The organism is Haloarcula sp. H-hyl6 (assembly GCF_056934455.1).
On the sequence record NZ_JBRIIK010000001.1, the window covers coordinates 143161 to 168322 of the forward strand.

26 protein-coding genes are annotated in these 25162 nt (G+C 67.1%); 6 read left to right on the forward strand and 20 right to left on the reverse strand.

Annotation, left to right across the window (positions count from 1 at the left end):
• Positions 1-49 precede the first annotated feature (49 nt).
• Together budC and Hhyl6_RS00655 are read right to left on the reverse strand one after the other, a co-directional pair.
• Positions 50-787 carry a meso-2,3-butanediol dehydrogenase gene (budC, locus tag Hhyl6_RS00650; protein ID WP_483737288.1) on the reverse strand — a complete coding sequence of 246 codons (738 nt, stop codon included), beginning with the start codon at positions 785-787 and terminating at the stop codon, positions 50-52.
• 509 nt (positions 788-1296) lie between these two features.
• Positions 1297-1461 (reverse strand): hypothetical protein, encoded by a 165-nt coding sequence (locus Hhyl6_RS00655; RefSeq protein WP_483737289.1) that lies wholly within the window; start codon positions 1459-1461, stop codon positions 1297-1299.
• 228 nt (positions 1462-1689) lie between these two features.
• Between Hhyl6_RS00655 and Hhyl6_RS00660 the strand changes: the two genes are divergently transcribed.
• Positions 1690-1818 carry a hypothetical protein gene (locus tag Hhyl6_RS00660; protein WP_483737290.1) on the forward strand — a complete coding sequence of 43 codons (129 nt, stop codon included), beginning with the start codon at positions 1690-1692 and terminating at the stop codon, positions 1816-1818.
• Positions 1819-1840: 22 nt separating this feature from the next.
• Here the strand turns inward: Hhyl6_RS00660 and Hhyl6_RS00665 are convergent, their stop codons facing one another.
• Genes Hhyl6_RS00665 through Hhyl6_RS00675 form a run of 3 tightly spaced genes read right to left on the reverse strand, consistent with a single transcriptional unit; the run spans position 1841 to position 4507 of the window.
• Positions 1841-3286, reverse strand: coding sequence for a dihydrolipoyl dehydrogenase (locus Hhyl6_RS00665; RefSeq protein WP_483737291.1), 1446 nt, complete (start codon positions 3284-3286; stop codon positions 1841-1843).
• Positions 3287-3332: 46 nt separating this feature from the next.
• Complete coding sequence (locus tag Hhyl6_RS00670) at positions 3333-3725, reverse strand: hypothetical protein (protein ID WP_483737292.1); 393 nt, start codon at positions 3723-3725, stop codon at positions 3333-3335.
• On the reverse strand, positions 3629-4507 hold the full coding sequence (locus tag Hhyl6_RS00675) for an MFS transporter (RefSeq protein ID WP_483737293.1): 879 nt from the start codon (positions 4505-4507) through the stop codon (positions 3629-3631). Before Hhyl6_RS00675 ends, Hhyl6_RS00670 begins: the two co-directional genes overlap by 97 nt.
• 204 nt (positions 4508-4711) lie before the next feature.
• Between Hhyl6_RS00675 and Hhyl6_RS00680 the strand changes: the two genes are divergently transcribed.
• Positions 4712-6124 carry an FAD-binding oxidoreductase gene (locus tag Hhyl6_RS00680; RefSeq protein ID WP_483737294.1) on the forward strand — a complete coding sequence of 471 codons (1413 nt, stop codon included), beginning with the start codon at positions 4712-4714 and terminating at the stop codon, positions 6122-6124.
• Between the two features lie 618 nt (positions 6125-6742).
• On the opposite strand, the gene Hhyl6_RS00685 is transcribed toward Hhyl6_RS00680, so the two are convergent.
• From Hhyl6_RS00685 to Hhyl6_RS00700, 4 genes are all read right to left on the reverse strand, one after another.
• Entirely contained in the window at positions 6743-7372 is a 630-nt protein-coding gene (locus tag Hhyl6_RS00685) for a DUF7344 domain-containing protein (protein WP_483737295.1), read from the reverse strand.
• A 263-nt stretch (positions 7373-7635) separates the two neighbouring features.
• Positions 7636-9006, reverse strand: coding sequence for a nucleotide sugar dehydrogenase (locus tag Hhyl6_RS00690; protein ID WP_483737296.1), 1371 nt, complete (start codon positions 9004-9006; stop codon positions 7636-7638).
• Positions 8987-9988 (reverse strand): Gfo/Idh/MocA family oxidoreductase, encoded by a 1002-nt coding sequence (locus Hhyl6_RS00695; RefSeq protein WP_483737297.1) that lies wholly within the window; start codon positions 9986-9988, stop codon positions 8987-8989. Before Hhyl6_RS00695 ends, Hhyl6_RS00690 begins: the two co-directional genes overlap by 20 nt.
• Before the next feature lie 25 nt (positions 9989-10013).
• A complete protein-coding gene (locus tag Hhyl6_RS00700) occupies positions 10014-11117 on the reverse strand; it encodes a DegT/DnrJ/EryC1/StrS family aminotransferase (RefSeq protein WP_483737298.1) in 1104 nt (367 codons plus the stop codon).
• Between the two features lie 333 nt (positions 11118-11450).
• Between Hhyl6_RS00700 and Hhyl6_RS00705 the strand changes: the two genes are divergently transcribed.
• A complete protein-coding gene (locus tag Hhyl6_RS00705) occupies positions 11451-11990 on the forward strand; it encodes a DUF7344 domain-containing protein (RefSeq protein ID WP_483737299.1) in 540 nt (179 codons plus the stop codon).
• A 120-nt stretch (positions 11991-12110) separates the two neighbouring features.
• Positions 12111-12392, forward strand: coding sequence for an ArsR/SmtB family transcription factor (locus Hhyl6_RS00710; RefSeq protein WP_483737300.1), 282 nt, complete (start codon positions 12111-12113; stop codon positions 12390-12392).
• A 4-nt stretch (positions 12393-12396) separates the two neighbouring features.
• Here Hhyl6_RS00710 and Hhyl6_RS00715 read toward each other — a convergent pair whose 3' ends face one another.
• From Hhyl6_RS00715 to Hhyl6_RS00730, 4 genes are all read right to left on the reverse strand, one after another.
• Positions 12397-12540: a hypothetical protein gene (locus tag Hhyl6_RS00715; RefSeq protein WP_483737301.1), complete on the reverse strand. Its 144-nt coding sequence runs from the start codon at positions 12538-12540 to the stop codon at positions 12397-12399.
• An 88-nt stretch (positions 12541-12628) separates the two neighbouring features.
• A complete protein-coding gene (locus tag Hhyl6_RS00720) occupies positions 12629-12883 on the reverse strand; it encodes a HalOD1 output domain-containing protein (RefSeq protein ID WP_483737302.1) in 255 nt (84 codons plus the stop codon).
• Positions 12884-12966: 83 nt separating this feature from the next.
• On the reverse strand, positions 12967-14160 hold the full coding sequence (locus Hhyl6_RS00725; protein ID WP_483737303.1) for a carboxylate--amine ligase: 1194 nt from the start codon (positions 14158-14160) through the stop codon (positions 12967-12969).
• An 80-nt stretch (positions 14161-14240) separates the two neighbouring features.
• Complete coding sequence (locus Hhyl6_RS00730; RefSeq protein WP_483737304.1) at positions 14241-15167, reverse strand: NAD-dependent epimerase/dehydratase family protein; 927 nt, start codon at positions 15165-15167, stop codon at positions 14241-14243.
• Between the two features lie 171 nt (positions 15168-15338).
• Here Hhyl6_RS00730 and Hhyl6_RS00735 point away from each other — a divergent pair, with 171 nt between their 5' ends.
• The gene (locus Hhyl6_RS00735; protein ID WP_483737305.1) at positions 15339-16439 is read left to right on the forward strand and encodes a DegT/DnrJ/EryC1/StrS family aminotransferase; all 1101 of its coding nucleotides are present in this window, start codon (positions 15339-15341) and stop codon (positions 16437-16439) included.
• The gene (locus tag Hhyl6_RS00740; protein ID WP_483737306.1) at positions 16436-17440 is read left to right on the forward strand and encodes a Gfo/Idh/MocA family protein; all 1005 of its coding nucleotides are present in this window, start codon (positions 16436-16438) and stop codon (positions 17438-17440) included. The genes Hhyl6_RS00735 and Hhyl6_RS00740 overlap by 4 nt, the downstream gene beginning before the upstream one ends.
• 139 nt (positions 17441-17579) lie before the next feature.
• On the opposite strand, the gene Hhyl6_RS00745 is transcribed toward Hhyl6_RS00740, so the two are convergent.
• From Hhyl6_RS00745 to Hhyl6_RS00775, 7 genes are all read right to left on the reverse strand, one after another.
• Entirely contained in the window at positions 17580-17963 is a 384-nt protein-coding gene (locus tag Hhyl6_RS00745; protein ID WP_483737307.1) for a DoxX family membrane protein, read from the reverse strand.
• Positions 17964-18136: 173 nt separating this feature from the next.
• A complete protein-coding gene (locus Hhyl6_RS00750; protein WP_483737308.1) occupies positions 18137-18790 on the reverse strand; it encodes a hypothetical protein in 654 nt (217 codons plus the stop codon).
• A gap of 138 nt (positions 18791-18928) precedes the next feature.
• A complete protein-coding gene (locus Hhyl6_RS00755; RefSeq protein WP_483737309.1) occupies positions 18929-19786 on the reverse strand; it encodes a methionyl-tRNA formyltransferase in 858 nt (285 codons plus the stop codon).
• A gap of 43 nt (positions 19787-19829) precedes the next feature.
• Entirely contained in the window at positions 19830-21299 is a 1470-nt protein-coding gene (locus Hhyl6_RS00760) for a flippase (protein ID WP_483737310.1), read from the reverse strand.
• A complete protein-coding gene (locus Hhyl6_RS00765; protein WP_483737311.1) occupies positions 21296-23125 on the reverse strand; it encodes a hypothetical protein in 1830 nt (609 codons plus the stop codon). The genes Hhyl6_RS00760 and Hhyl6_RS00765 overlap by 4 nt, the downstream gene beginning before the upstream one ends.
• 78 nt (positions 23126-23203) lie before the next feature.
• A complete protein-coding gene (locus Hhyl6_RS00770) occupies positions 23204-24148 on the reverse strand; it encodes a glycosyltransferase family 4 protein (RefSeq protein ID WP_483739653.1) in 945 nt (314 codons plus the stop codon).
• Positions 24149-24153: 5 nt separating this feature from the next.
• On the reverse strand, positions 24154-25158 hold the full coding sequence (locus Hhyl6_RS00775; protein WP_483737312.1) for a lipid II:glycine glycyltransferase FemX: 1005 nt from the start codon (positions 25156-25158) through the stop codon (positions 24154-24156).
• Positions 25159-25162: the final 4 nt, after the last annotated feature.

The following is a 25162-nucleotide window of genomic DNA, read 5'->3' on the forward strand; positions in this document are numbered from 1 at the left end:
GTGCGGCGGAGCGCCTTAACGATAGGTGTGGAGACGGCACGGACCGCTCTCAGTGGGCGGTCCACCCGCCGTCGACGGGGATTGCCGCCCCGGTGATGTACGACGCGTCGTCGGAGGCGAGGAACGCCGTGACGCCCGCAATCTCCTCGGGTTCGGCCACGCGTTCCATCGGCGTCTCGTCCCTGATGTAGTCGTAGAACTGGCCTTCGAGGACGTCCTCGGTCATCGGCGTCCGGACGAACCCCGGGCAGACGCAGTTCACCCGAACCCCCTCGTCCGCGTAGTCGACGGCGACGGTCCGCGTGAAGTTCACCACCGCGCCCTTCGACGCCGAGTACGCCGTCGCGCCGACGCTCCCGACGAGGCCGTAGATAGAGCCCATGTTGACGATGGTCCCACCGCTTTCGAGGACGTGCGGGAGGGCTGCCCGGGTCCCGTACATCACGCCGTCGACGTTCGTCCGCATCACGTTCTCCCACGTCTCGTCGGACATGTTGCCGAGCGTTCCCTCGCTCCCGATGCCGGCGTTGTTCACCATCACGTCCAGTCTCCCGAACTGTTCGACGGTCCACTCGACGAAGGCCTCAACGTCCGCTCGTTCGCGCACGTCACACTCACGGAAGTGACAGTCGTCGCCGAGTTCCGCCGCCACTTCGACACCTCGGTCCCGATGTCGCGCCCCGACGACGACGGTGGCTCCCTCGCCGAGGAACCGCTCGGCGATTGCCTTCCCGATGCCGGACGTGCCACCCGTGACGACGGCGATACTGTCCTCGAGTCGTACCATAAGGCACAGGTGGCTCCGAGCCGTTATGTAGTTCAGAGACCGTTTACCGACGTTGGACGGCCGTTACCGGGCAGTCGACGCGTCGGAACCGGCCGCCGTCGCGTCCCCAGTCTCGCCCCACCCGGAAAACGCCGACTTACCGTCTCGGGCCCTCTCGTCGGGTGTTCGTTACACTCCCTTACTTCACCCACGAAGGAAGTAATTCACGTATGCTCATATGAGTGACCGTACAAGGTGAATCCGTCGCGGTCATGGTCGAGGCCTCCACTGGTCCTGTCCCTCGGCCACGACGCGACGACACCGACACTCGCGGCCGGGTCGGCAGCGAGTCTCGACGGCCGAAACGGAGCGCAGTGGCCCACGTCCGAACCCAAGACCGGGCCGGTGTCTGGGAGTCACCGGTCCGCGTGTGCCACCGCTTTTCGGGCGGCGCAGTCACCGATTGTACTGCTCCGCTCCCCTCACTAACCGAGCGACAGCGCCGCGAGTGGCGTCGCTCGGCCGGCGGCTCACCCGTCGTCCCCGAGTTCCTCCTCCGCTTCCGCCTCCTCTCGTCGTTCCGCCGCCGCTTCGCTCTTCCCCCGTTCCTCCAGCTCCTCGTCCAGTTCTCGCTCTCGCTGTCGGTCGTCCTCGTCTCGGTCTTTGTCGTCGCGACTCTCTTTGGTGTCGGCCATACACGCGGACAGAGGGACTCCAGCATCATAAGGTTGGCTAGCTGTCACTAATCCGGTGGGAACTGGCGTCCGGTCCGGCCCGAAAGTCGAACCTGCGAGCGAGGGCGGCACAGTGCCCCACGGTAGCACCGCTATACTAAAACACCGCCGCGCCGACGACCCACCCGCTGGAGTCACCTCTGGCGATACCCGGTGGCACACCAATACAGCTGCAGCGCCTGTGCGTTCATGGTCCGGTCGGAGAGCGAGGACGAAGTCGTGGAACTGGTACGGAATCACGCCCACGAATCGCACGACATGGCGATGTCCGAGGGGGACGTCCGAGACGGGATGGAGACGGTTGACGCCACGACCTAGCGGGGCCCGCGACGCCGGCCGCTCACCCGCGATGGCGGTGGTCGTACCCGGAGTGCGTGAACGGGCCGGAGAACGCCCGCTGTACCACTTCGGGCAACGCCGGGTGGACGTGGACGGCCTCGCGGACGTCGGCGACCGTTCCCGACCCCGACTTCATCGCGACGACGACTTCCTGAATCAGCGCCGAGGCGTCCGGGCCGACGATGTGGGTCCCGAGAATCTCCCCGTCGGATGCGACGAGCACCTTCACGAGGCCCTCGGCGTGCATCGCGTTGCCCCGAGCGGTGTCCTCGTAGCGGTACGTGGACGTGGCGTACTCGCGGTCGGCCGCGGCGAGGTCCGACTCCCGCGCGCCGACGCCGGCGACCTCCGGCGAGGCGAAGACTGCGAACGGCATCGCGGTGTAGTCCACCGGCACGCGCTCCTCCCCGAACAGGTTGCGGATGACCGCGCGTGCCTCGTGGTTCGCGCTGTGTTTCAGGAGGTACTCGCCGACGATGTCCCCCAGCGCCCAGACGCCGTCGGCGGTGGTCCGGAGGTACTCGTCTGTCTCGACGAACCCCGCCTCGTCCACCTCGATGCCCGCGGCGTCGACGTTCAGGGTGTCCGTGTTCGGTCTGCGCCCGGCCGCGACGAGTAGCGCGTCCCCCGTCGCGGTGACCGGGTCGGCGTCCGTATCCACGGTGCCGCTCTCGCCGTCCGGACCGTACTCGAAGGGGCGGGCAGTCAGCGTCACCTCGCCGCCGGACGACGAGACGGCGGTGGCGGCGTGGCCGGTGTGGACGGAGAACCGGTCGGCGTAGCGGTCGGTGAACAGTTCGGCTACCTCGCCGTCTGCCTCCGGGAGCAGGTTCGGTCGCCGACCCACTATCGTCACGTCGCTGCCGAACGTGCCGAAGAAGTGGCCGAGTTCCGCCGCGATGTACCCCCCGCCCACCACGACGAGGTGGTCCGGCGGCGTCGTCAACTGGAGGGCCTCGGTGCTGGTCAGATAGTCCACGTCCTCGATGCCGTCGATGGGCGGTATCGACGGGCGCGTCCCGGCGGCGACGAGGACCGTCTCGCCCCGAAGTCGGTTGCCGGCGTCGGTGCCGTCGACTATCTCTATCGTTCGCTCGTCCACGAAGCGACCCTCGCCCTCGAACAGCGTGTGCTGGTCGGAGTGTCGGAGGCCTCGGCGTATCGACTCGGCGTCCTCGGCCACCTCCTCGGTCACCTCGTTGACGATGGCCTCGAAGTCCACGTCCGTCACCGCTGTCTCCACGTGGAACTCCTCGGCCCGTCGGACGGTCTCCAACACGTCGGCGTGGTACAGGAGCATCTTCGAGGGGATACAGCCCCGGTTGAGACAGGTGCCGCCGAGCGGCCCTTTCTCGACGACGGCGACTGACTGGCCGCGGTTGGCCGCCACGCTGGCGACGCTGAGACCCGACCCGGAGCCGACGACCAGGAAATCGAAGGTTTCCATACTACTACGTTGTGTGTCATCTACTATCAATGTCCGTCCGGTCGTCTCACTCGGTCCGGACGAAAGCGAGGGCCGCCACGAGGACGGCGAGCACCCCGGCGGCGAGGAGGAGTCGGCCGTAGCCGAGGCCGACGGTGACCGCGAGGGCGACGAAGACCACGGGACCGGCCGTCCGGCCGAGGAACGTGGTGCTGTTCCGGAGGCTGAACGCCCCGGCCCGATACGCTGGAGGAACGCCGCCACCGAGAGCGGCGTCGATTGCCGGGAGCAGGAGGCCGATACCGACGCCGACCACGAGGAGTCCGAGGGCGACGACCGGTTCGCTCGGTGCGGCCCACGCCGTCAGGAAGCCGACGCCGTAGCAGGTAAAGCCCACGGCGACGAGGCGGTAGTCGCTGAAGGCGCGCGCGAGACGGCCGCTGGCGGACGCCGCGACCATCGAGGCCCCTCCGCGGCGAACAGCGCCGCGCCGACGAACACGGGCGAGACGGTCCGCGAGAGGAGGAACGGGACCGCCGTGAAGACGACGCCGAAGGCGAGGAACTCCGTGAGGAACGTGAGTCCGAACAGGGTCAGCGTGCCGGGCGTGAGGACGGTTCGTAACGCCGCTCGGAGTGTTCCGAGGCCGCCTCCAGCGGATTGGCGGACCGGCTCCGAGAGCGCCACCGCGGCGAACAGCGCGACCGGAAGTGCGGCGAAGTAGGCCAGAAACGGCGCGTTCCAGCGGACGGTGACGAGGATGCCCCCGAGCACCGGAAACACCGCGGCGGCGGCCGAGAGGACAGCCACGTTGACACCGAGGACGGCGTTCCTCCGCGGGCCGTCGAACGTGTCGGTGATTATCGTGACCGTCGTGATGAAGATGGCCGCGGCACCGGTCCCCTGCGCGATACGGAGGGCCAGAACCACCTCGAACGACGGGGCGAACGCCATCGCCCCGCCGAGCAGACCGAACGTGAGGAGACCGGCCACCAGCGTCCGTCTCCGACCCACGCGGTCGGTCAGGACGCCGATGAACGGCGAGAGGACGATGCCCACGACGAAGTAGCCGCTGACGAGGAGGCTGGCCGTCGCGTCGGTCAGTCCGAACGCGTCGCGGAAGACCGGGAGACCGGGGCTGACGAGGGGGACGCCGAGCGGTGCGAGCGCGGTGCTCGCGAGGACGACCTGTACCGTCCGCGACCGCCACGGCACGCCGGCCGACTGGTCGGAGTCGTTCATCTGTTCCCCTGGGGGGCTGAGTGACGGGGCGCGGGCAAGAGTATGACCCGCTTGTGGGCGCTGTGGAGCGGACACCCTCCCCGCTGCCGCCGGGACAGCGGCGACCCTTACCGGATGGGCGCTGGCGCGTGTCCTGACTTACCGACGCGCCCCGCGATACTTGCGTGCGTATAACTACGCCGCGGGCACGCGTGTCTCGGCATCATGGCCCAAGAACCGACAGACAGCGTCGAGACGATACCGGCAGAACAGGTCGAATCGCTCCGTGAGCGAGTCAGAGGTGACCTCCTCGAACCGGCGGACGACGGGTACGAAGCGGCCCGCACCATCTGGAACGCGATGATAGACCGCCGGCCGGCGCTCGTCGTCCGGTGTACGGGTACCGCCGACGTGGTGGCGGCCGTCGACTTCGCGCGGGAGAACGACGTTGAACTGAGCGTCCACGGCGGCGGCCACAACGTCGCCGGCAAGTCCGTCACGGACGGCGGCCTGATGATAGACCTCTCGGAGATGACCGGCGTCCGGGTGGACCGCGAGGGGCGGACGGTCCGAGCGCAGGGCGGCGCGGAACTCGGCGACGTGGACCACGAGACGCAGTTGTTCGGCCTCGCCACGGCGTTGGGTGCCGTCTCCGAGACGGGCATCGCGGGCCTGACGCTCAACGGCGGGTACGGTCACCTCTCCCGTGAACACGGACTGGCGGCGGACAACGTCGTGTCGGCCGACGTGGTGACCGCCGACGGCGAGGTGCGCGTCGCAAGCGACAACCGGAACGAAGACCTCTTCTGGGCGATTCGCGGCGGCGGCGGCAACTTCGGCGTCGTCACCTCCTTCGAGTACGAACTCCACGACGTCGGGCCCGAGGTGTACGCCTTCTTCGTGTGGTTCCACGGCGACGACGGCCGGGCCGCGTTCTCGGCGTTCGAGGAGTGGGCCGAATCGGCGCCGCGACAGGCCGGCGTGCTACCGTTCGCCGGACACGTACCGGAGATGGAGGGGTTACCCTCGGCGGCGTGGGGCGAACCCGCGGTGGTGTTCCTCGGGTCCGCGCGGGGCGAACTGGCCGAGGACCCCGCGACGTTCGACTCGCTCCGCGAGTGTGCGACGCCGCTGGCCGACCTGAGCGGGACGATGCAGTACGAGGACCTGCAGTCGATGCTAGACGAGGACTACCCGGAGGGCCTGCGCTACTACTGGAAGTCCGTCTTCTTGGAGGAGATAACCGACGAGGTGGTGGACCTCGTCCTCCGGTACAACGAGGCCGCACCCTCGCCCCTCTCGACCATCGACGTCTGGCACCTCGGCGGTGCCGTCGCGGACGTCACGCAGGACGCCACCGCGTTCTGGCACCGCGACAAGCCGTTCATGCTCAACTTCGAGGCCAACTGGGAGGACCCGTCCGAGGACGACGCGAACGTCTCGTGGGCGCGCGACGGCCTCGACGAGGCGGTCGAACTCGGAGTAGCGTCGGGCGGCTACGGCAACTTTCCCGGGTTGGCCGAGGACCCGGCGACGATGCTGTACGGCGACAACTACGACCGACTGGCCGAAGTGAAGACCGAGTACGACCCCGAGAACCTGTTCCACCTGAACCAGAACGTAGAGCCGCGGTCCTGAGAGAAGGCGACGACAGGTGGAGAACACGTGACCGGATGCCGACGACCGGGCGTCTGCGAACGGACGCGGTTCTTCGACGTGACAGCTACGTTCGGGGCCGCAGACAAGGCACGACGATGCGGCTAGACTGGGGCTTATCTCCTTCCGCCCGGACCCACGGTGAATGCACGCCGAGGCTATCGGGTGTCCCGCTCGCGAGACTGCGTAGGAAGGGCCTACTGCTAGAAGGCGACGGCTTCGGTCCCGACCGCACTCGGGTTTCGACCGCCGGACTCGCCGCCGGCACGAGTCAGAACGTGACAGTAGGGGGAGTTTTACAATATCGGTCCCACACATCGCCTCGGACGCCGGCCGGACCGCGTCGCTGTGCGGCGCGCTGTCAGTCGGCCCACACTGAGAACACCATCCGAAGCGGTACACCACCCACTTGTGTCCGACGCAGACCGCGACGGGGTCGGACGGCCTAATCGTGTACCCATCCGACTCGCGGACGAACCCCCGGCCACCCGACCCCGATTTTCCGCTCGCTACCGCCCGAGCGGCGGCGCTGTCGGGTTTTCGTCGTTCGGATACAGTCGAGAAGACCGGCCGCTCGTCGCGCGTCGTGACGACGTCGCCTCACTCCGCGGTTCGTGCGTCGACAAGCCAGTGGACGCCGGAACAGAACGCGAACGTGGCGACGACCAGACCGACCAGCGTCAGCAGTACACCGCCCGAGAGCCCCAGCAGGGCCGACAGGCCGAGGATGGCGACGCCGATGCCCGAGACGCCGGCGTAGTACTGGTGCCAGTTGATGGCTGCCTCGTCCGTCGGACGGTCCAGATACTCCATCAGTTGGTCTGCCGCCGGCGCGAGCTTCACGTGCCCGCGGTCCTGGTTGAAATCGACGACGCCCATGTCGTCCATCTTCGGCAGGTGGCACTGATAGAGGCCGACGTAGACGCGTTTGCGTTGGCTCGACGTCAGCGCATCCGTCGTCGTGTCGTTCTCGATGGCCGCGACGTGTTCGGCCAGTTCGCCGAGTGCGACGCGCTCGCTCGGGTCGGTCTCTCTGAGGTAGTGCAACACTTCGCGTCGCCGACTATTCTTCAGAATTTCGAAGATGAGGTCGAGTGAGAGGCTCTCCGTCTCCGGAGTACTCTCTGTTCCCGCGTCCTCGGCCTCCGTCTGCACCGACTCCGCTTGCGCTTCCGCGGGAGTCGGGTCCTCGATGCTGGCACCGGTGGTGGGTTGGTCCTGCGTGCTCATGGTTTGGCCCTCCTCGGCCCGGAGCGCGGGCGGCGGTGTCGGCCGCGATAACTGCCACGCGGTGACCGCACCCCCAGATGCAGCCGTGACAGTTGCGCCCGTCCGAACCCAAGAGCGTGTCAATTCAGACACGCTTTTGGCACTTAATACTTTGTTACTTATTATATCTGATAGATTTGACGAATCGCTACTGTCGGAGAATGGTGCGTCTATCGAACGGTAGTACGTGATTGCGAAAAGAGTCGAAGGCTTGCAGAGAGAGCCTACGAGCGACCGCTCCCGACCGTGTAAACGGGGAGTGAACACTCCGATAGGACGTCACGGGTGTCCACCGCGACGGCGTTCTCGAAGGCGTCGAAGTCCAGTTCCGCGTACTCCTCGTGCGCGGTGAGGAGGACGACGGCGTCGAACTGCGCGGCGGCATCCTCGATACTGTCGTGGGCGAGCGGCGTCGCGTCGAGGTCAGTGACGGCGTCGACGTCGACGACGGGGTCCGTCGCGTGGACGTCAGCGCCGAGTTTCGTGAGGTGGGCCGCCACGTCTTTCGCAGGTGCCTTGCGGGTCTCGTCGACCCCGGCACGGTACGCCACTCCGAGCAACAGCACCGTCGCGTCCGCGACGTCGACGCCGCGGTCGCCGAGCATCCGCACGACCGAACTGGTGACGAACGCGGGCATCGCGTCGTTGACCGAACGGCTCGTGGTAATCAGCGGGAGGTCCGTCTCGACCTGCGACGTGAGGAAGTACGGGTACAGCGGGATGCAGTGACCGCCCACGCCGGGGCCGGGGTCGTGGATGTCACAGAACGGCTGGGTGTTCGCCACCTCGATGGCTCGCCCCACGTCGACGCCCAACGGGTCGACGACTCGGGCGAGTTCGTTGGCGAGAGCGACGTTGACGTCCCGGTAGATGCCCTCGAACACCTTCACGCACTCGGCGGTGGTCGCGTCGCCAGCGGGGATGACCTCGTTGGTCGTCACCTCGTCGTAGACGAGTGCGGCGACCCGTTCGCTCTCGGCGTCGACGCCGCCGACCACCTTCGGGTACGCGCCGCGGATGTCCTCGAGTGCCCGACCGCTCGCCGTTCGCTCGGGACAGAAGGCGACGCCGAACGCGGTGGGTTCCAGCCCGCTCCGCTCGGCGAGTCGCGGCGCGACCACGTCGCGGGTGGTCCCCGGCGGCACCGTCGACTCGACGACGACGAGGTCGCCCGCGGAGAGACCCTCGGCGATTGCGTCGACGGCCGCCAACAGGGCCGAGAGGTCCGGGTCGTTCGTCTCGTCCAACAGCGTCGGGACGATGACGACGTGCATCCGGGCCGCCGAAGCCGCGGCCGTGGGGTCCGCCGTCGCGGTGAGTGACCCGTCGGCGGTCGTCTCTGCGACGAGTTCGGCGAGTCCCGGTTCCCCCTCGACGGGACACTCACCGCGTTCGACGGCCGCGGCGACGTCGGGGTCGATGTCGACGCCCGTGACGTTACCGGTGACGTCGGCCATGACCGCCGCGAGGGGCAACCCCATCTTGCCGAGACCGTAGACGGCCACGGGAAAGGACCCCTCGACGAACGCGTCCTGGAGCGCCCATCCGCCGCTGTCAGCCGCGTACAGTCCGCCCTCAGGTCGTACTGCCGTCACTGATGCTCACCTCCTTCAGGGCCATGGTCCGCGAGGCGGCGATGTCGCTTATCTCGCTGGCGATGGACAGGGCACGGAGGCCGTCCTCACCGGTGATGCGGGGCGTCGTCCCGTCGCGTACGCACTCGACGAACGAACGGAGTTCCCGCTTGAGCGGTTCGTCGCTCTCGACGGCGGGCCGTTCGATGATGCTCTCCTGCGTGTAGCGTACGTCCCCGTTCTCGGTGTGGTAGGACGGGTCGGAGTGACGGTAGATGCGCATCGACTGGTCGATGAAGTCCACGGCGACGTGACACTCCCGCGCCGTCACCGAGAGGTCGCGGATGCGCTCTTGGGTGATTCTGCTGGCGGTCAGCGAGCAGACGGTGCCGCCGGCGAACTCTATCTGGGCGTCGGCGTAGTCGCCGTCGCAGGCGCTGACGGCCGTCAGTCCGGACACCTCGTCGTCGAACAGCGAGCAGACCACGTCGATGTCGTGTATCATCAGGTCCATCACCACGTCGTCGTGGACGTCCCGGGAGACGGGCGGCCCGAGTCGGCGGGCCGACGCGGCTATCGGTTCCACGTCGGCAAGCACGTCCTGCAAGACGTCGACGACGGGATTGAACCGCTCGATGTGGCCGACCTGCAACTGGACGCCCATCTCGTCCGCTCGGTCGATGAGTTCCCGCCCCTCCCGCTGGTCGCGGACGAACGGTTTCTCGACGAGGACGGAGACGCCGGCCTCGATGGCCTCCATCGCGACGTCGTAGTGGAACCGCGTGGGGACGGCGATGGAGACGAGGTCGACGACGTCTAAGAGGTCGGACTGGTCGGCCACCGAGGTTCCGTACTCGGCCGCCGTCTCGGCCGCCGACACCGGGTCGGCGTCCGCGACGCCCACGAGGTCCACGCCCGGAATCTCGTTGTACACGCGGGCGTGGTGTGACCCCATACTGCCGACGCCGATGACGCCGGCGACGAGCGATTCTGTCCTGTTCATGACCGGACCTCCGTGAGGGCGAGCGTCATTGTTCGAACTCCGTGAGTGCGCGGGTGACGGCGCGGACGTCGCGCGGCGTCAAGTCGGGGTGAACCGGCAGTGACAGCACCTCGTCGGCCGCCCGTTCCGCCTCGGGCAGCGAGACGTCCACGTCGTCGTAGGCCGGTTCCTCGTGAATCGGCGTCGAGTAGTACACCGCCGAGGGGACGCCGTGGCTGTCGAGATGCGCCGCGAGGGCGTCCCGGTCGGTACACCGGACGGTGTACTGGTGGTACGAGTGGCGGCAGTCCTCGGGTTCGACGGGGCCGACGACGGGGGACTCCGAGAGGGCGTCGTCGTACTGCGCCGCGTGCTCTCGGCGGGCCGCGACGTACCCGTCGAGTTTCTCCAGTTGGACGCGGCCGATGGCGGCACAGACGTCCGTCATGCGGAAGTTGTGCCCGACGACGGCGTGGTTCCCCTCGCCGTCGCGCCCGTGGTCGATGAACTGCCACAGTCTGTCCGCCACGTCTGCGTCGTCGGTGACGACGACGCCGCCCTCGCCCGTGGTCATGTTCTTCGTCGGGTAGAAACTGAAGCAGGCGGCGTCGCCGAGACTGCCGACGGGGTCGCCGCGGTAGGTCGCTCCATGTGCCTGCGCCGCGTCTTCGACGAGGGCCGCGTCGTAGCGGTGCGCGATGGCCCGCAACTCGTCCATCGGGGCCGGACAGCCGTAGAGGTGGACGGCGACGATGGCGTCGACGCCGCCCACCGCATCGGCCGTCGCCGCGACGCGCTCCGGGTCGAGGTTGTACGTCTGTGGGTCGACGTCGGCGAACACCGGCGTCGCCCCGACGTGCCTGACGGCGTTGGCCGTGGCGACGAACGAGAACGGCGTCGTCAGGACGGTGTCGCCGTCGCCGATACCGAGAGCGTACAGGGCCGCGTGGAGAGCCGTGGTGCCGTTACTGGTCGGGACCCCGTGGGCGACGTCGCAGTAGTCCGCGAAGTCGGCGCCGAACGCGTCCACCTCGTCGCCGCCGCTGAGTTGGCCCGACCGCAACACGTCGCGGATGCGGCGCAACTCTTCCTCCCCGACGTCCGGCGAGGCGATGGACATGGTCGGCTCGGGCGGACGTGTGTCAGTCACGTCCGGTCACCACCGAGCGGGACCGGTGCCGACGCCGTCCGGTCGGCTTCGATTGTACAGCTATCACGGTTTGCGGCAGGCAAAGTGAAGCCATTGTTATGCGCGTCCTGTGTCACGAAGGCGCAGGCTTCAGCGAGTACGGGGGTGGGTGTTTTCGGAATCTCGCGGGTGTGGCTACTACGTGGGTACCCAGTCGTTTCGCCCGGGATACCGACCGAACTGAGTCTGATATGTGATACGTAACAAAGGTCGGTGACTGTGATGGACACCCAACGTGGCTTCACGACGCAGACGCGGCAGCCCTCGACACAGCCCCGCTCGGAGGGATAGACGATGACCCACGGAGAGTCCGTCTCACGGGATACCGTCTTCGAGGTGCTGAGCAACAGCCGTCGCCGGTTCATCCTGTCGACGCTCCGCCAGACCGGGTCGCCGGTGGAACTAGCCACGCTTGCGCGAACCATCGGGGCAAACGAGTCCGACGTGGCACCGTCGGACATCGGTCCCGCCGAGGAGAAACGCGTCTACGTGTCGCTGTACCAGTCCCACATCCCGAAGCTAGAGGCCGCCGGGCTCGTCGAGTACGACGAGGAGGCGCGGACGGTTACCGACACACCGGCGAGCACCGAGGTCGACCGGTACCTCAGTGCGGTGGCCCCCGTGACCCACTGGGCGCGGTTCAACAGCGCGGTGTCGCTGGCCGTCGGGACGGTATTTCTGGGGTCGGCGCTCGACGTCGGCCTGCTGACTCGACTGCCGCCGTCCGTCGTCGGAACCGGTGCCGTCCTCGTTCTGCTGTCTGTCACCCTCGCACAGTACGCCGACCAGCGGCGGTGCCACACGGCCCGTCCACCAGAACTCAGAGAACACTGATGGCAACCCAACACTCACTCGTTCAGGCATCACTCGTCGCCCGCCCGCCGAACAGCGGCGCCGGTCGCACGAACTACCACCTCGTCGGGCCGACCCGACGCCGTGCTGGGAGGGCGAGCCATGAGTGACTCGGACCCGTGGGACGAGGTCAGCTACGTCATCAGTTCGCGCTATCGCGTCGAGACGCTCCGACGCCTCGCAGAAGGACCGGCGACGCCGTCACTCATCGCAGAAGAGACCGACCTGAGCATCGCGCACGTCTCACGGGCGCTACAGGAGTTACGGGACTCCGACCTCGTGACCCTGCTCGTCTCCGAAGACCGGCGGAAAGGGAGGGTCTACGGTATCACGGACCCGGGCCTCGACGTCTGGAACACCATCGAAACTGAGAACATGATTTGAGCCGTCAGTCGGTCGTCGCGTCCGGTGCCTCGTCGTCCTCCATCACCGCGTCTTCCGGGAGCAACTGCTCCGGACGGCGGCGGTGTTTCGGCGTCTGTGCGAACTCGGTAATGCGTTGCCACTCGTCCGACGTAAGGTGACCACTCATGCAGTACGTCAGTGGTCACTAAACTCACTTCGTAATGTGTCGGTTAGCGCGAGAAATCCGCGCTTTCCCCCGTGCCCGTCGGTCCGAGTTACTCGACTGTGATGCCGGCTTGCGACACCCGAACCGTGTGACCTTCGTGGACGAATCTGAACTCGACGTCTGTGTCATCGACCTGGAACAACCGGTCGAGAGCGTCCGGGTCGATGGACTCGGCGAGAGGTGTCATTTCCGTTGGAGGTTCCCCTATCTCGTCAGCGAGTCGTCGCGCTACCGTAGTGCTGACGGCTTCTTCCTCGGGTTTCCCGTCCCAATCCGACCCCCTCGCAGTGTCACATATCTCCATACGAAACCGCACACAGTATCACTATTTATAATTTTTGCTGAATCTGTATGGCTTAGAACGTTTCGCACTCGCGTTAAACGTTGTCAGTCGGACCGTACCACGTTCAAGAGGTCCCGGACGAAGGGGCGCGGGTCGTCGCTGCTGAAGACGTCGAACCGCGGCTGAGTCAGGAGGGACCCAGCCATCGACGCCGCCGTTCCGCCGAGCGACGGTTTGCGGACGAACGGGTACGTCTCCGTGGCGACGCTCAGGAGGTGGACGGCTTCCCCACGCAGGTGGTGTGACGCCGTTCCGGGAGTGTACTCCGGAGTGAACGGACCGGACTCCCCGTTCGCGAGCCGCCAGTAGTACTCCGGATACTCCACGCCCGCGTGGTGGTCACAGGGGAGCGACGACCAGAACCGCGGGTTGATTTCCAGCAACTTGAAGTCGCCCGTCTCCTCGTGGCGGATGAACCCGACGGACGCGGGTCCGTGCCACTCCAGTTCGTTCAGTAGCGAGAGCGCGGCCGTCCGGAGTTCGGGGATGTCTACTGCTTCGTGGTAGATGCTGGGCCCTCGCGGGTACTTGAACCCTCGACGGAGTGCCTTCTGGGTCGTGAGGACCGGGTCGCCCTCGTCGTACAGCGCCCGGACGGTGTACTCAGTGCCCGGGACGTACTCCTGAACGAGCGGAACGTGGCCCATCCGCGCTATCAGGTCGTCGACGTCTGGCGTGTCGCCGGGTTCGATGTACTGCGTGTTGGGCGTCGGGTGCACCGCGTCGGGCGACATGCCGTCGACGTAGTACCCGGTAACGAGGCCGTACCGGGCCTTCGAAATGAGCGGCCGGTCCCAGTCAGTCACCTCGTCGAGCAACCGGGTCTCGGGCACGTCGACGCCGGCCCGTTCCGCCGCCGCGACGAGTTCGATTCTGTCGTGTGCCGTCGCCAGCGTCTCCATGTCCGGCCACACCGGACGGAGGTGGTCCGCGAAGGCGTCGCGGTCCCTCGAGAGCACGAACACGTCCTCCTCCCGCACGGGCACGATGGTCTTGACGGACGGCCGCGCTGCCAAATCGAGCAACAGGTCGCTGTACGCGTCGAGCCCGTCGTGCGGGGACGGGAGCGAGACGCGTTCGTCGCAGTACTTCGACGCGAAGGCCGGGGGCCGCCGGCGCTCCGAGGCGACGACCGTCCTGACCCCTAACCGACCGAGCGCCCTGACGGCGCTGAGAGACCCCGGTGCATCGTTCGCTACCACGACCGCCGAACCGTTCTCCGTCTCGGAGTCCGCCATACCACTGCTCGGAGCCGACACCGCAATGTAAGCAGGACCATATTTCGCGGGAATCCCCACGTTACCGCCTCCCGACCGGCTCAGCCGTCTTCGGCCAGCGTGAGAGCGAGCCCCTCTCGCAGTTCAACCGTCGCCTCGAACCCGAGGTGGTCACGGGCGGCCGCGACCGCCGCCTCGCTCCGGTCGATGTCGCCCTCGCGGGGCGGACCGTGTTCGATGGGCACGTCGGCCCCAACGACGTCTCGGACCGTCTCCGCGAGGTGGTTGATGGTGACGCTCTCGCCGGTGCCGACGTTGAACGGCCTGCCCACGGCGTCCGTCGTTGCCGCCTGGAGGTTGGCCCGCACCACGTCGGCCACGTACACGAAGTCCCGCGTCTGCTCGCCGTCCCCTTCGACGGTGAGTGGGTCGCCGGCCTGCGCCTGCCGGACGAACGTGCCGATGACGCCGGCGTACTCCCCGTCGAGGCCACGCGGTCCGTAGACGTTGAAGTACCGGAGCGGCACCGTCGGCAGGTCGTACGTCTCCGCGTAGAACCGGGCGTACTGCTCGGCGAGGCGCTTCTCGAACCCGTACGGGGAGGCGGGGTCGACGGGCGCGTCCTCGGAGACGGGGACCGATTCGGGGTCGCCGTAGACGGCGGCGCTGGAGGCCAACACGACTCTGGCGTCGTGTCGGCGCGCGCAGTCGAGGACGCCGACGGTGGCCGACCCGTTCAGGGCGTGACAGGCCACCGGCCGTTCGACGGACTCTGGGACGCTTACCATGGCCGCCTCGTGGAAGACGACGTCGGCCCCGGCCATCGCCTCGTCGACGGTCGACTCGTCCCGGACGTCGCCCGACAGGACGGTGACGTCCTCGGACAGGTTCGCCCGGGACCCGGTCGAGAAGTCGTCGAGGACGGTCACGTCGTTCGTCGGTGTGAGGGCCGCCACGAGGTGACTGCCGACGAACCCCGCGCCGCCCGTGACGAGCACCTGCTGTTCGCTGAGCGAGTCCAGTGCCATCTCGACCGGTGGGACAGGAGACTCGGCGTAAGTTATGCGGTGACGAACCGCGCGTTGGGTGTGCCTACGGGTCGCCGGGCCGCGGACGCGACCGCCGGGCGTGAGCGCGCTCGGCCGCGCGTGTGCGAACGCAGAGTATAACAATGCCCGTCTCTCTGAAACCCGTCTCCGATGACGGAACAGGTCCCGTTCACGGACGTCTACGTCGACGAGGACATCGTCGACGGCGTCGTCGAGACGCTCGAATCGCGGCGCTACGTCAAGGGCCCGCGGGTCGAAGCCCTCGAAGCACAGTTCGCAGACACCTGCGGCGTCGACCACGCTGTCGGGGTCAGTAGCGGGACGGCCGCGCTGTACCTGACGATGAAGAGCGCCGGCATCGGCGAGGGCGACGAGGTGCTGGTGCCCGCCCACACGTTCTTCGCCACGGTCAGCCCCGTCCTCGAACTGGGGGCAGACCCCGTGTTCGTCGACGTCGACCCCCAGACGTACACGATGAGCGGGAGTGACCTCGCGCGCAAAGCGTCGGAAGCCGACACCCCTGCGGCCGTGGTCCCCGTCCACCTCTACGGTCAACCCGCGGCGATGCACGCGGTCCGGAGCGTCGCCGAGGCCCACGACCTGACGGTCATCGAGGACGCTTGTCAGGCCCACGGGGCGACGTACCGCGGCGACCCCGTCGGCAGTCTCGGCGACGCCGCCTGCTTCAGTTTCTACCCCTCGAAGAACATGACCGTCGCCGGCGACGGCGGCATCCTCGTCACCGACGACGCCGACCTCGCGCGGACGGCCCGGCAACTGCGCAACCACGGCCGCGACGACGACGGCAACCACGTCCGCCTCGGCCTGAACCACCGGATGAACGAGGTCAGCGCGGCCGCCGGCCTCGAACAGCTATCGCATCTCGCCGACTGGAACGCCGACCGGTCGGCCGCCGCTGACCGCTACCGGGACCGACTCGAAGACGTCGACGCCGTGCAACTCCCCGTCGAACGCGACGACGCCACGCACGTCTACCACCTGTTCGTCGTACAGGTGCCCGACCGAGAGGGGCTTCGGGGGTACCTCGACGACCACGGCATCCAGACGGGCGTCCACTACGACCCTCCGGTCCACATGACCCCGGCGATGCAGGAGTTGCTCCCGGAGCGTCCGTCGCTGCCCGAGACGGAGCGGTTGTGTGAGCGCATCGTCTCGCTCCCGATGCACCCCCGCATCACGGAGGCGGAAATCGACCGCGTCTGCGACGCCGTCCGGAGGTACTACGAATGAGATACGGCGTCGTCGGCACGGGCTACTGGGGGAAGAACCACGTCCGGGTCGCCCGGGAACTGCTGGACGAGGGGCGACTGGACGAGGTGGTCATCTGCGATACGGACGAGCGCCGGGTGGAGTCCCTCGCCGACTCGTACGACCTACCGTACGTCACCGACGTCGCGGAGATGGACGTCGACGCGGCGACGGTGGCGACGCCCTCCACCACACACCGCGCCATCGGCACCGACATGCTGGAGCGCGGTATCGACCTCCTCGTAGAGAAGCCTCTCGCGCTGAACTCCGAGGACGCGTGGAACCTCGTCGAGACGGCAGAAGACAACGACTGTTCGCTGGGCGTGGGCCACATCTTCCGCTACCATCCGGCGCTCCGGGCGCTGAAGCGACGGGTCGACCGGGGCGAACTCGGCCGCATCAAGTACCTCCAGACGCGCCGGTTCTCGTTCCGGGTGCCCCGGCGAACGACCGGCGTGCTGTACTCGCTTGCGGTCCACGACGTGGACATCTACGACTACCTGTTGGACTCGCGTCCGGACACGGTCCACGGCCGGTTCGACTCGTTCGTCCGCGAGGGCATCGTCGAGACGTCGACGCTGACGCTCGGGTACGGCAACGTCACGGGCGTCATCAACTCCTCGTGGCAGATTCCCGTCTTCGACAAGACGCGTGACCTCGTCGTCGTCGGGTCGAACCGCTCGGCGTACATCGACTATCTGGAGAACACCAAGCTGAAACTGTTCGACGCGGAGGTGTTCTCCGACCCCGACGACGGCCTGAAGTCCCGAAACGACGGCGCTATCGTCCACACTACGGACGAGGAGGAACCGCTGAAGACCGAGGTGGAGGCGTTCGTGGACGCCAGCGAGAACGGCGAACACCCGCCCGCCAGCGGCGCGGTGGGTGCTCGCGCCGTCGAGACGCTGGAACACGCGGAGCGCTCGGCGGCGAAGAACGAAGTCGTCACCGTCGAGCGACCCGGATTGGTGAAGCAGGTCTGAGCGGCGCTGTCGGACGCCGCACTTCTCGGCGACACACCGCCGACGGCCCGGACTGTGACACAGAGGTTGCGAACCCCGCTCGACCGGGGCGTACCTGAACGGAAGTGTGTGACTGCAGGGGCGGACTCGCGCGTCTCGCTCACTCCTCGTCGCTGTCCCGAGTCGCCCACCAGAAGGCGACGGTCCCGCTCAGGAGAGCGACGTTTCGAAGGAAGTTGTCCAACTCGTCCGTTCGCTCTTCCCCCGACTCGTTCCAGAAGTCGTGCATCTCGGGCGTGACGCCGAGGAGGAACGTGGCGATGGCGACGACGCCGAGAACGGGGGCGAGACCGAGTCCGAGCAAGACTCCCCCGACGAGGAGCAACGCGCTAGCCGCGGGGACGAGGACATCGGGTAACGGGACGCCGACGCTCTCGGCGTACGCAACCATCTCGTCGTTTTCCGACAAGTTGTTGTACCCGTCGCGGGCGAACTTCGCGCCGAAGCCGACACGTGAGAGTGTGAACACAGCGCGTTTGAGCACATCCGCCTAAAGTACCGGAGCGTCTAAAGGCCTGTGATAGTTCCACCCACACCCCGGGCCAGGAGACGGAACACTGTCTCATGCGAGTAGCCCCCGGCTGCGACGGCGTCGGTCGTCGCGGCGGGCGCATCGACCGGGTCGTCGACGCTATCGTCGATGGCCGAACTGGTCCGTCAGAGACAGAGGGTACAATCGGGGTTCTCGACACGGAGGGTGAATCCCCACTCGAACGTCACAGCGTCCTCCGCGTCTGCCTCTGCTGACGGCTTCGACGCGACGTACACGTCCTCGGAGAACCGGTACGTCCCAGCGTCCAGATACCCATCTGTCCGGCCATCGTCGAGGACGACGTACTCCGTCGAGACGGAGTCGCCCGATTCGTACGGCCGAAGCGAACAGCCGTAATCCGGGAACGCGCCGTTTGTCGGTGGGTCGGCTACCCACTTAGGTCCCGTGCGCGACCAGTACATCGCCACGTCAGCGAGGCCTAACCAGACCCCACGCGGTGAACTCGTCTGGCTGTATCGGTTGAACAACGCACAGCGCCCCGTCGAGACGGAGATGGCACGTGCCGCTCCGGTGTTGGTGACCGTGAGTCGAAGCCGTGCCGTGTGTTCGTCGGTAATCTCGGGTTCGAGGACGGTCACGCCGACGTCGAACTGGTGCTGGTCCGGCACGGACGCAGTGCTCTCGACGGACACTCGGCGCTGCACGTCGGGCGTGGACTCCGTCGCTGTCTCGGTCACTCGACCGGGCGGGTGGGCACAGCCACCGAGGACGAGGAGTGCGCCAGCGCCGGCCTGCTGGAGGGCGGTGCGACGGTCCATACGGGTAGTGTCGGCGGCTGCCAGATAAGCGTCAGCCTAGGACAAAGAGCGACTTGCGAGTATCACGGTCCATCGGGCTTCGACGAGTATCGAGTCTGCTGACAGTGGTTTGGACAGGCCTTCTGGGTCGGTTTTTCGTCAGTCCTGCGCGAGCGGCGTGGAGGCGTCGGCCCCCTCGACGTCGAACTCCGGGACCGACTCGTTCTCGAAGAGGTCCGTGTACGACGTCGCCGTCAACTGCACCCGGTGGCCGCCCAGTTCGGTGTAGGCCGGCTGGAACGGCGGGAAGTCGAGCGCGCGAATCTTGTCGTAGACGGCCAGTTGCGTCGCCTCGTCCTCTGCCGCGAGCCGTTCGGGCGGAATCGCCTTCTCGCCGTCCAGACTCTGCTTGGTGTAGAAGTATCGCTCCCCCTCGTAGGCCGACTGCGGCGTGGCGAGGCGACGGACGTCGCCGTCGACGAGCGTGGGGAGGTGTTCGCGGAACATCGCCACCGACGCCTCCGTGACGCGGTCGTAGAGGGTGCGAGCGGTGTCCGTCTCGCGGATGGGGACGAAGTCTCTGGCGAGGACGTCGCCGGCGTCCACCTCGGGCGCCATCACGTGGAACGTCGTCCCGTACTTCCAGTGGTCGTCCTCGCGGGCGTTCATGATGGCGTGGCTGAACACGTTGCTCCCCCGATAGCGCGGGAGTTCGGCCTGATGGAGGTTCAGGGGGGCGATGTCGGGGTGGTCGAGCAGTTCTTCGCCGAGGATGTTCGGGTAGTAGACGCTCACGAGGTAGTCGACGTCGTAGTCGAGGACGTCCCGTTCGTCCTCGCGTGTGACCACGGTGTGGCCGAGTCGCTCCGCCCGGTCGTAGAGGCACCCGTCCCACCACGTGTCCTCGTCGGGACCGTAGGTGACGACCAGTTGCACGTCGAAGTCGTCGTGTTCGCTCAGCAGTTCGAGGCATCGTTCGCCGAGGGGGTGACTCCCCATGAACGCGACCGAAGGCATGGGCCGTGCTACCCCAACGCGACCCGTAGTTATGGAGTGCCTGTCAGCTCATGAACGACAGGACGGCGCGGGGTTCGAGGAGGCCGCTAGCGACAGAGAGGGCGGCCCAGACGGCCCCGCCGACCACGATGGCCCCCGCGAGCGTGAACAGGCCCGTGACGTACGGCATCACCGTGTAGACGACGCCCCCCATGACGACGGCGATGGCGGTGACGCGGGCGAGGTGGTTGCCGACGGCCGCCGCGTCGAACGGCAGTTCCTGGTGGAGGTAGTACATGTTGACGAAGCCGTATCCGGAGTACGTGACGACCGTGGCGATACCGGCCCCGAGCGCACCGAGCGGCGGGATGAGGACGAGGTTCAGGCCGACGTTGCTGACCGCGCTGGTCCCGCGAGCGAGTGCCCGCACGCGAGCGAGGCCGAGGTAGTCCAGCGTGTTCGCGGTTATCTTCTCTATCGCACGCATGATGACGAACACGCCGTAGAGCTGAATCAGCGGCACTGCGCCGAGGTAGTCCGGGCCGACGACGTACCGGACTACGGGTTCGGCGACGACGACGAGGCCGGCGGCCGCCGGTACGTACAGCAGGAGGATGTTCCGGAGCGACGCCTCGTAGATGCGGGCCGCCCGCTCGCGGTTCTGGGCGGCGGACTGCTCGCCGAGCGTCGGCGTGACGGCGTACCCCAGCGACTGGGCGGGGACGATACAGAGGTCCGCCACCTGCCGGGCGAGCGTGTAGAACGCGACGGCCACGGGCGTCGCCAGCATCCCGACGAGGACGGTGTCTATCTTGCTGTCGAGGACGACGCTGGCCCGAGTTGCGGCCGTCGGGACGCTGTACCGGAGCAGGCGGCGGCGTAGGCCGGTCTCGGCGTCCTTGGTCCGCGGCAGTCGACGGTAGAAGCGCGTGTACAGGAGGACGAACCCCAACACGGCGGTCACGCCGAACCCGAGGACGTAGCCGGCCATCGCACCGACGACGCCGTAGCCGAGGACCACGAGTCCGACGGCCGCAGAGAGCCTGACGACGCTGTTGGTCGCGGTGAGGACGGCGCTGTACGTGACCGCGTTGAACGCTTGAAACACGGACCGCTCGTAGCTGATGACCGAGCGACCGGCGACGTAGAGGCCGCCGACGGTCAGGACTGGTGCGACGTCGGGTCGGCCCAGCAGGGACGCGAGGGGGGCGCTGGCGACGGAGATGGCCGCCGAGACACCGACGGCCATCACGACGACGCCGAAGAACCCCCACCGCATGATGTGTCTGACCTGCGTGTCGTCCTTCTCGACGTACTCGTTGACGTAGCGGGCCGTCGCCTTCGTGAGGCCGAGCGTGCCGAACAGTTCGGCGACGCCAACGACTGAGACGGCGAAGTACAGCAGTCCGTACTGCTCCGGGTCCAGCAGGAACCGGGTCAGCGCTAAGAGGAGCGCGCCGTTCGCCACGGCGTGAACGACGCGGGACGCGAGCGTTGCCTTGAACCCCTTCGCGATTCGCTCGCGGAGGGTCATCGCAGGCAGTCCTCACCCCGGACGAAGTAGAGGCGGTAGTCCCCGTTGGACTGGACCCGGTAGACGTCCGGGTTCTGCCGGAACGACCGGAACGCCTCGGCGGAGTACCGGAACCCCTCGTACAGGCCAATCTCCTTCTGGTAGTCCTTCGTCGTCAGCGGGACGTACCGACAGTGCGAGTAGTACGTCGACTCGTTGTTCCCGAACACCGCGAAGGGTATCTTCTCCTCTTTGCCGGGGAAGTGCTCGCCCGTCGGCGTGTAGTCGGAGTAAGTCGTCCCATAGTAGGCGTCGACGAATCGGCGTGGGCCGCCGCGGGGCCCCGCGAACCACACCGACGGGTCGCGGTTCTCGAACGTGGTGACGTGCCCCTCGTAGTACGTCTCGGGGACGTGGTCGGAGTCCTTGTACATGTGCGGGGACTGGTGGAGAATCATCGCCTGTGGCACCAACAGGAGGACGACGACGACGGCGACGGCGGCCCGCCAGTTCTCCGTCGAGAAGTCCAGTCCGAACGGGATGCCGTCCGCGACGGCCACCGCGGCGAGGATGGTGACGAACACCATCATGAACCCGAGGTAGCGGAACGGTTGGCGGGTGACGCTGGTGATGAAGAAGATGCCAAACAGCATGAACACCGGGACGAACCCGAACGTGACGTACCGCAGGAGGACGTTCCGGTCGGGGTAGCGGTCGTCCAACCGGTCGGTCATCGCCGCCAGCATCACGAACCCGGCGACTATCGAGAGCACCGCGCTGACGAAGAAAATCTTCACGAACAGTTCGCCGAGGCCGCTCCCGAGGGCCGCGAGCGAACTCCCGGACTGGGAGATTTCGTCGGCCGGGTTCGCGCCGTAGATGAGGCCGTTTATCACCGTTCCCATCGTCCCCGTCGCCCTGTCGAACCGGGGCGTCCACAGGGCGAAGAAGAGACCGACGACGACGGCCTGCGGCGCGAGCGACCGATGGCCAGTGATGCGGTCCTCCAACCGGAACCGACCGTACAGTTGCGCGAGCACCTGCAGGCCCAGTCCGGCGACGATGACGAACAGGACGTTCGACCCGGACTGCGGGTGGAGGAGGATGGCGGCGACGCCCACCAGCGTCAACAGGACGCCCAGCGGCGTGACGACGCGCACGCCGCGAACGGTGAGCAGGGACTCCTCGTCGCCGAGGTACCGGAGGAGGACGTACAGAGCGAAGGGCGTGAAGAAGATGGCCTCGCTCGTCGGGTACGGGAAGATGTAGGTGTGAACGTTGTTGATGGGGAGAAAGAGCAGCGCGAAGAACGTCCCCACGGCGATGGCGTTCGACCGAGCGGCGATGCGGGCCACGCACAGCGCGGTGAAGAGAATGTACAGCGCCACGAAGAACGCGACGACCAACTGGAGCGTCCGGCGGGGCGGCAACCCGGTCACGCTGGTCATCGTGACGGCGGTGCTGTGGATACCCGGGTACAGGAAGTTCACCGGGTTGAGCGACCCCTCGGCAATCATCCGGGTCCAGCCGAGGTAGCTGAGGGCGTCGCCGACGCCGTAGTAGTAGTAGTCCCGAATCATGGGGAGAAGCGCCATCGCGATGCCCGTGAGCGTCCCGAGCAAGAGCGCGAGGCGGTGTCGAGCGGTCGCAACCGGGGCGTTCAATCCCACGAGGATGGCGGTGACGAGGGCCACGGCCACTCCGACCCAGAACGCGATGGGCGTGGCGCTGTAGATGGAGATTTCGTAGCCAGTCGGCGGCGTCCGGGCGGCGACTGTCACGCCGACTGTGTAGGCGATGTACCCGACCAGAAGGGCGGCGACGTGGCGGCGACGTTTCGAGGACATGACGGCTATCTGGAACCTGCTGGGGAGTCTGCTGTCATTGTTATGGTCTGTCTGTGAGTGGTATGTCCGGATTTACGGTTAGCTGTCTAGCACGTCTTCGTAGACGGCGACGATGCGCTCGCCCATCCGTTCGAGCGCGATAGCGTCGGCGTACTCGCGGCCGTTCGACCGCTCCCGGCGGGCGAGTATCTCGGCGAGCGCGTCGGCCAACGTGCCGTCGTCGTCGCTGACCGTGCTGGGTTCGACCGGGTCTAAACGGGTTCGAACGTCGCCGACGTCCGTCGAGACGACCGGGAGGTTGCAGGCCATCGCCTCCTTGACCGTGTTCGGCGACCCCTCCCGGCGTGAGGTCATAATCATCGCGTCGGCGGCGTTGAGGTAGTACGGCATCCGGTCGTGCGGGACGCCGGTGGCGGTCCGGAGCGACACCGGGCCGTCGACCTGTTCTCGCGCCCGGTCGACGATGCGCTCGGCCCGCGGATAGTTCTTCACGTCCCGTTTGGGCGGGTACGGGAACAGGACGGTTCGCTCGTCCGTCGGCCACTCCAACTCCCCGCGGGCCTCGCTCTGCTCGATGGGGCGGAAGACGGAGAGGTCGACGCCGTGGGGGATGACGAGACACTCCCCCTCGTACATCTGGGCCATCCCCTCGGACATGACGATGACCGCGTCGCAGTAGCGGGCGAACCGCTGTGTGACTGGCCCGTACTTGCCCATGAGGTCGGACCCCCACAGCGAGAGGACGACTGGGAGTTTCGGTTGGGCGACGGCCATCGGCGCCGTCAGCCCGTAGTTCGCGTGGATGAGGTCGTAATCGTCGAGCGAGTTGGCGAGGACCGACGGGTAGAACTTGGCGTAGTCGAAGATAGACCGCTTGCCGTCCTCGTCGGCGTCGATGGACTCCGACCGGTTGCGACCGGGCACCGAGAGCGTCGTCAAATCCACGCCCCGTCGCTCTAACTCCTCGACCTGTGCCCGGAAGAACTGCGCGTCCTCGTTCGTGACGAGGTTGAGTACCCGAATCTCGGTCATCGTGTCACCGCCGTGAACGCCGACTTCGCGATGTTCATGGCCGCGCTGTCCGTCTCGATGGCGTAGTAGGGAACCAGTTCGCCGGCGAACTTCCCCTTGTAGTCACAGAGTCGCCGCGTGTTGGCACCCATCAGGTCGTACTCGGTGACGTCCTCGAAGGTCGGGTCGCTGAGTACGTCCTCGATGACGCGCCAGTGGACGAGGCTGTTGACGCTGACCCCGTCGTGGTCGGTTCGCGCGCCGCCCTGCCAGAAGTAGGCGGTGTCCGGCCCGTAGAGGACCGTCACGCCCGAGAGGAACTCGCCGTCGCCGTCCCGGGCGACGTAGGCTCTGGCCCGGTCGCCGAGGCCCGTGACGAGGTCCCGGACGTAGGCCCACGTCAGCGGGAACCCCCGGTTCTGGTCGACGTAACGCGCCCGCGTCGTCTCGAATATCTCCTTGAACGCGTCCAGACCCTCAACCGTGACGACCACGTCGCTCTCCCGTCCGCGCCGGATGTCTCGACGGAGGCTCTTGCTGAACGATTCGAGGACCGACTCGGGGTCCGTGTCGTCGAGGTTCACGACGTAGGTGAACTGCGTCGAGAGGTCGAAGTCGGCCCACTGGAACGGCCTCGGGTCGCCGTACTGACGCGGCGTCAGCAAGCGGACCAGCGACAGGGCGTTCGTGGCCCCGAGGTCGTCCAGTACCGCCTCGACGAAGTGTTTGTTCACGCGCTCTCGCTTGCGCTGTTTCGGGCTGGTGGGCATCACGATGGGCCCCAGTCGCGGGATGTTCATGCCGGGCGGCGGAGACATGAGGGTCCGGCCGACGGTCCGACGCGTCTCGACGATGGGGAGCAGTCCGACGGGTTCCTGTCCCTTGAACCCGCCGAAGAGGATGAGGTCGCCGTCCGCGTGCGTCTCGATAGCCGAGAGCGCGGCCGGCAGGTGAAACACCTCGTACCCCGACGCCGGAAGCGCGTCCCCCCACTCTGGGAGTGTCAGTCGTTCGACTCGCATCTTG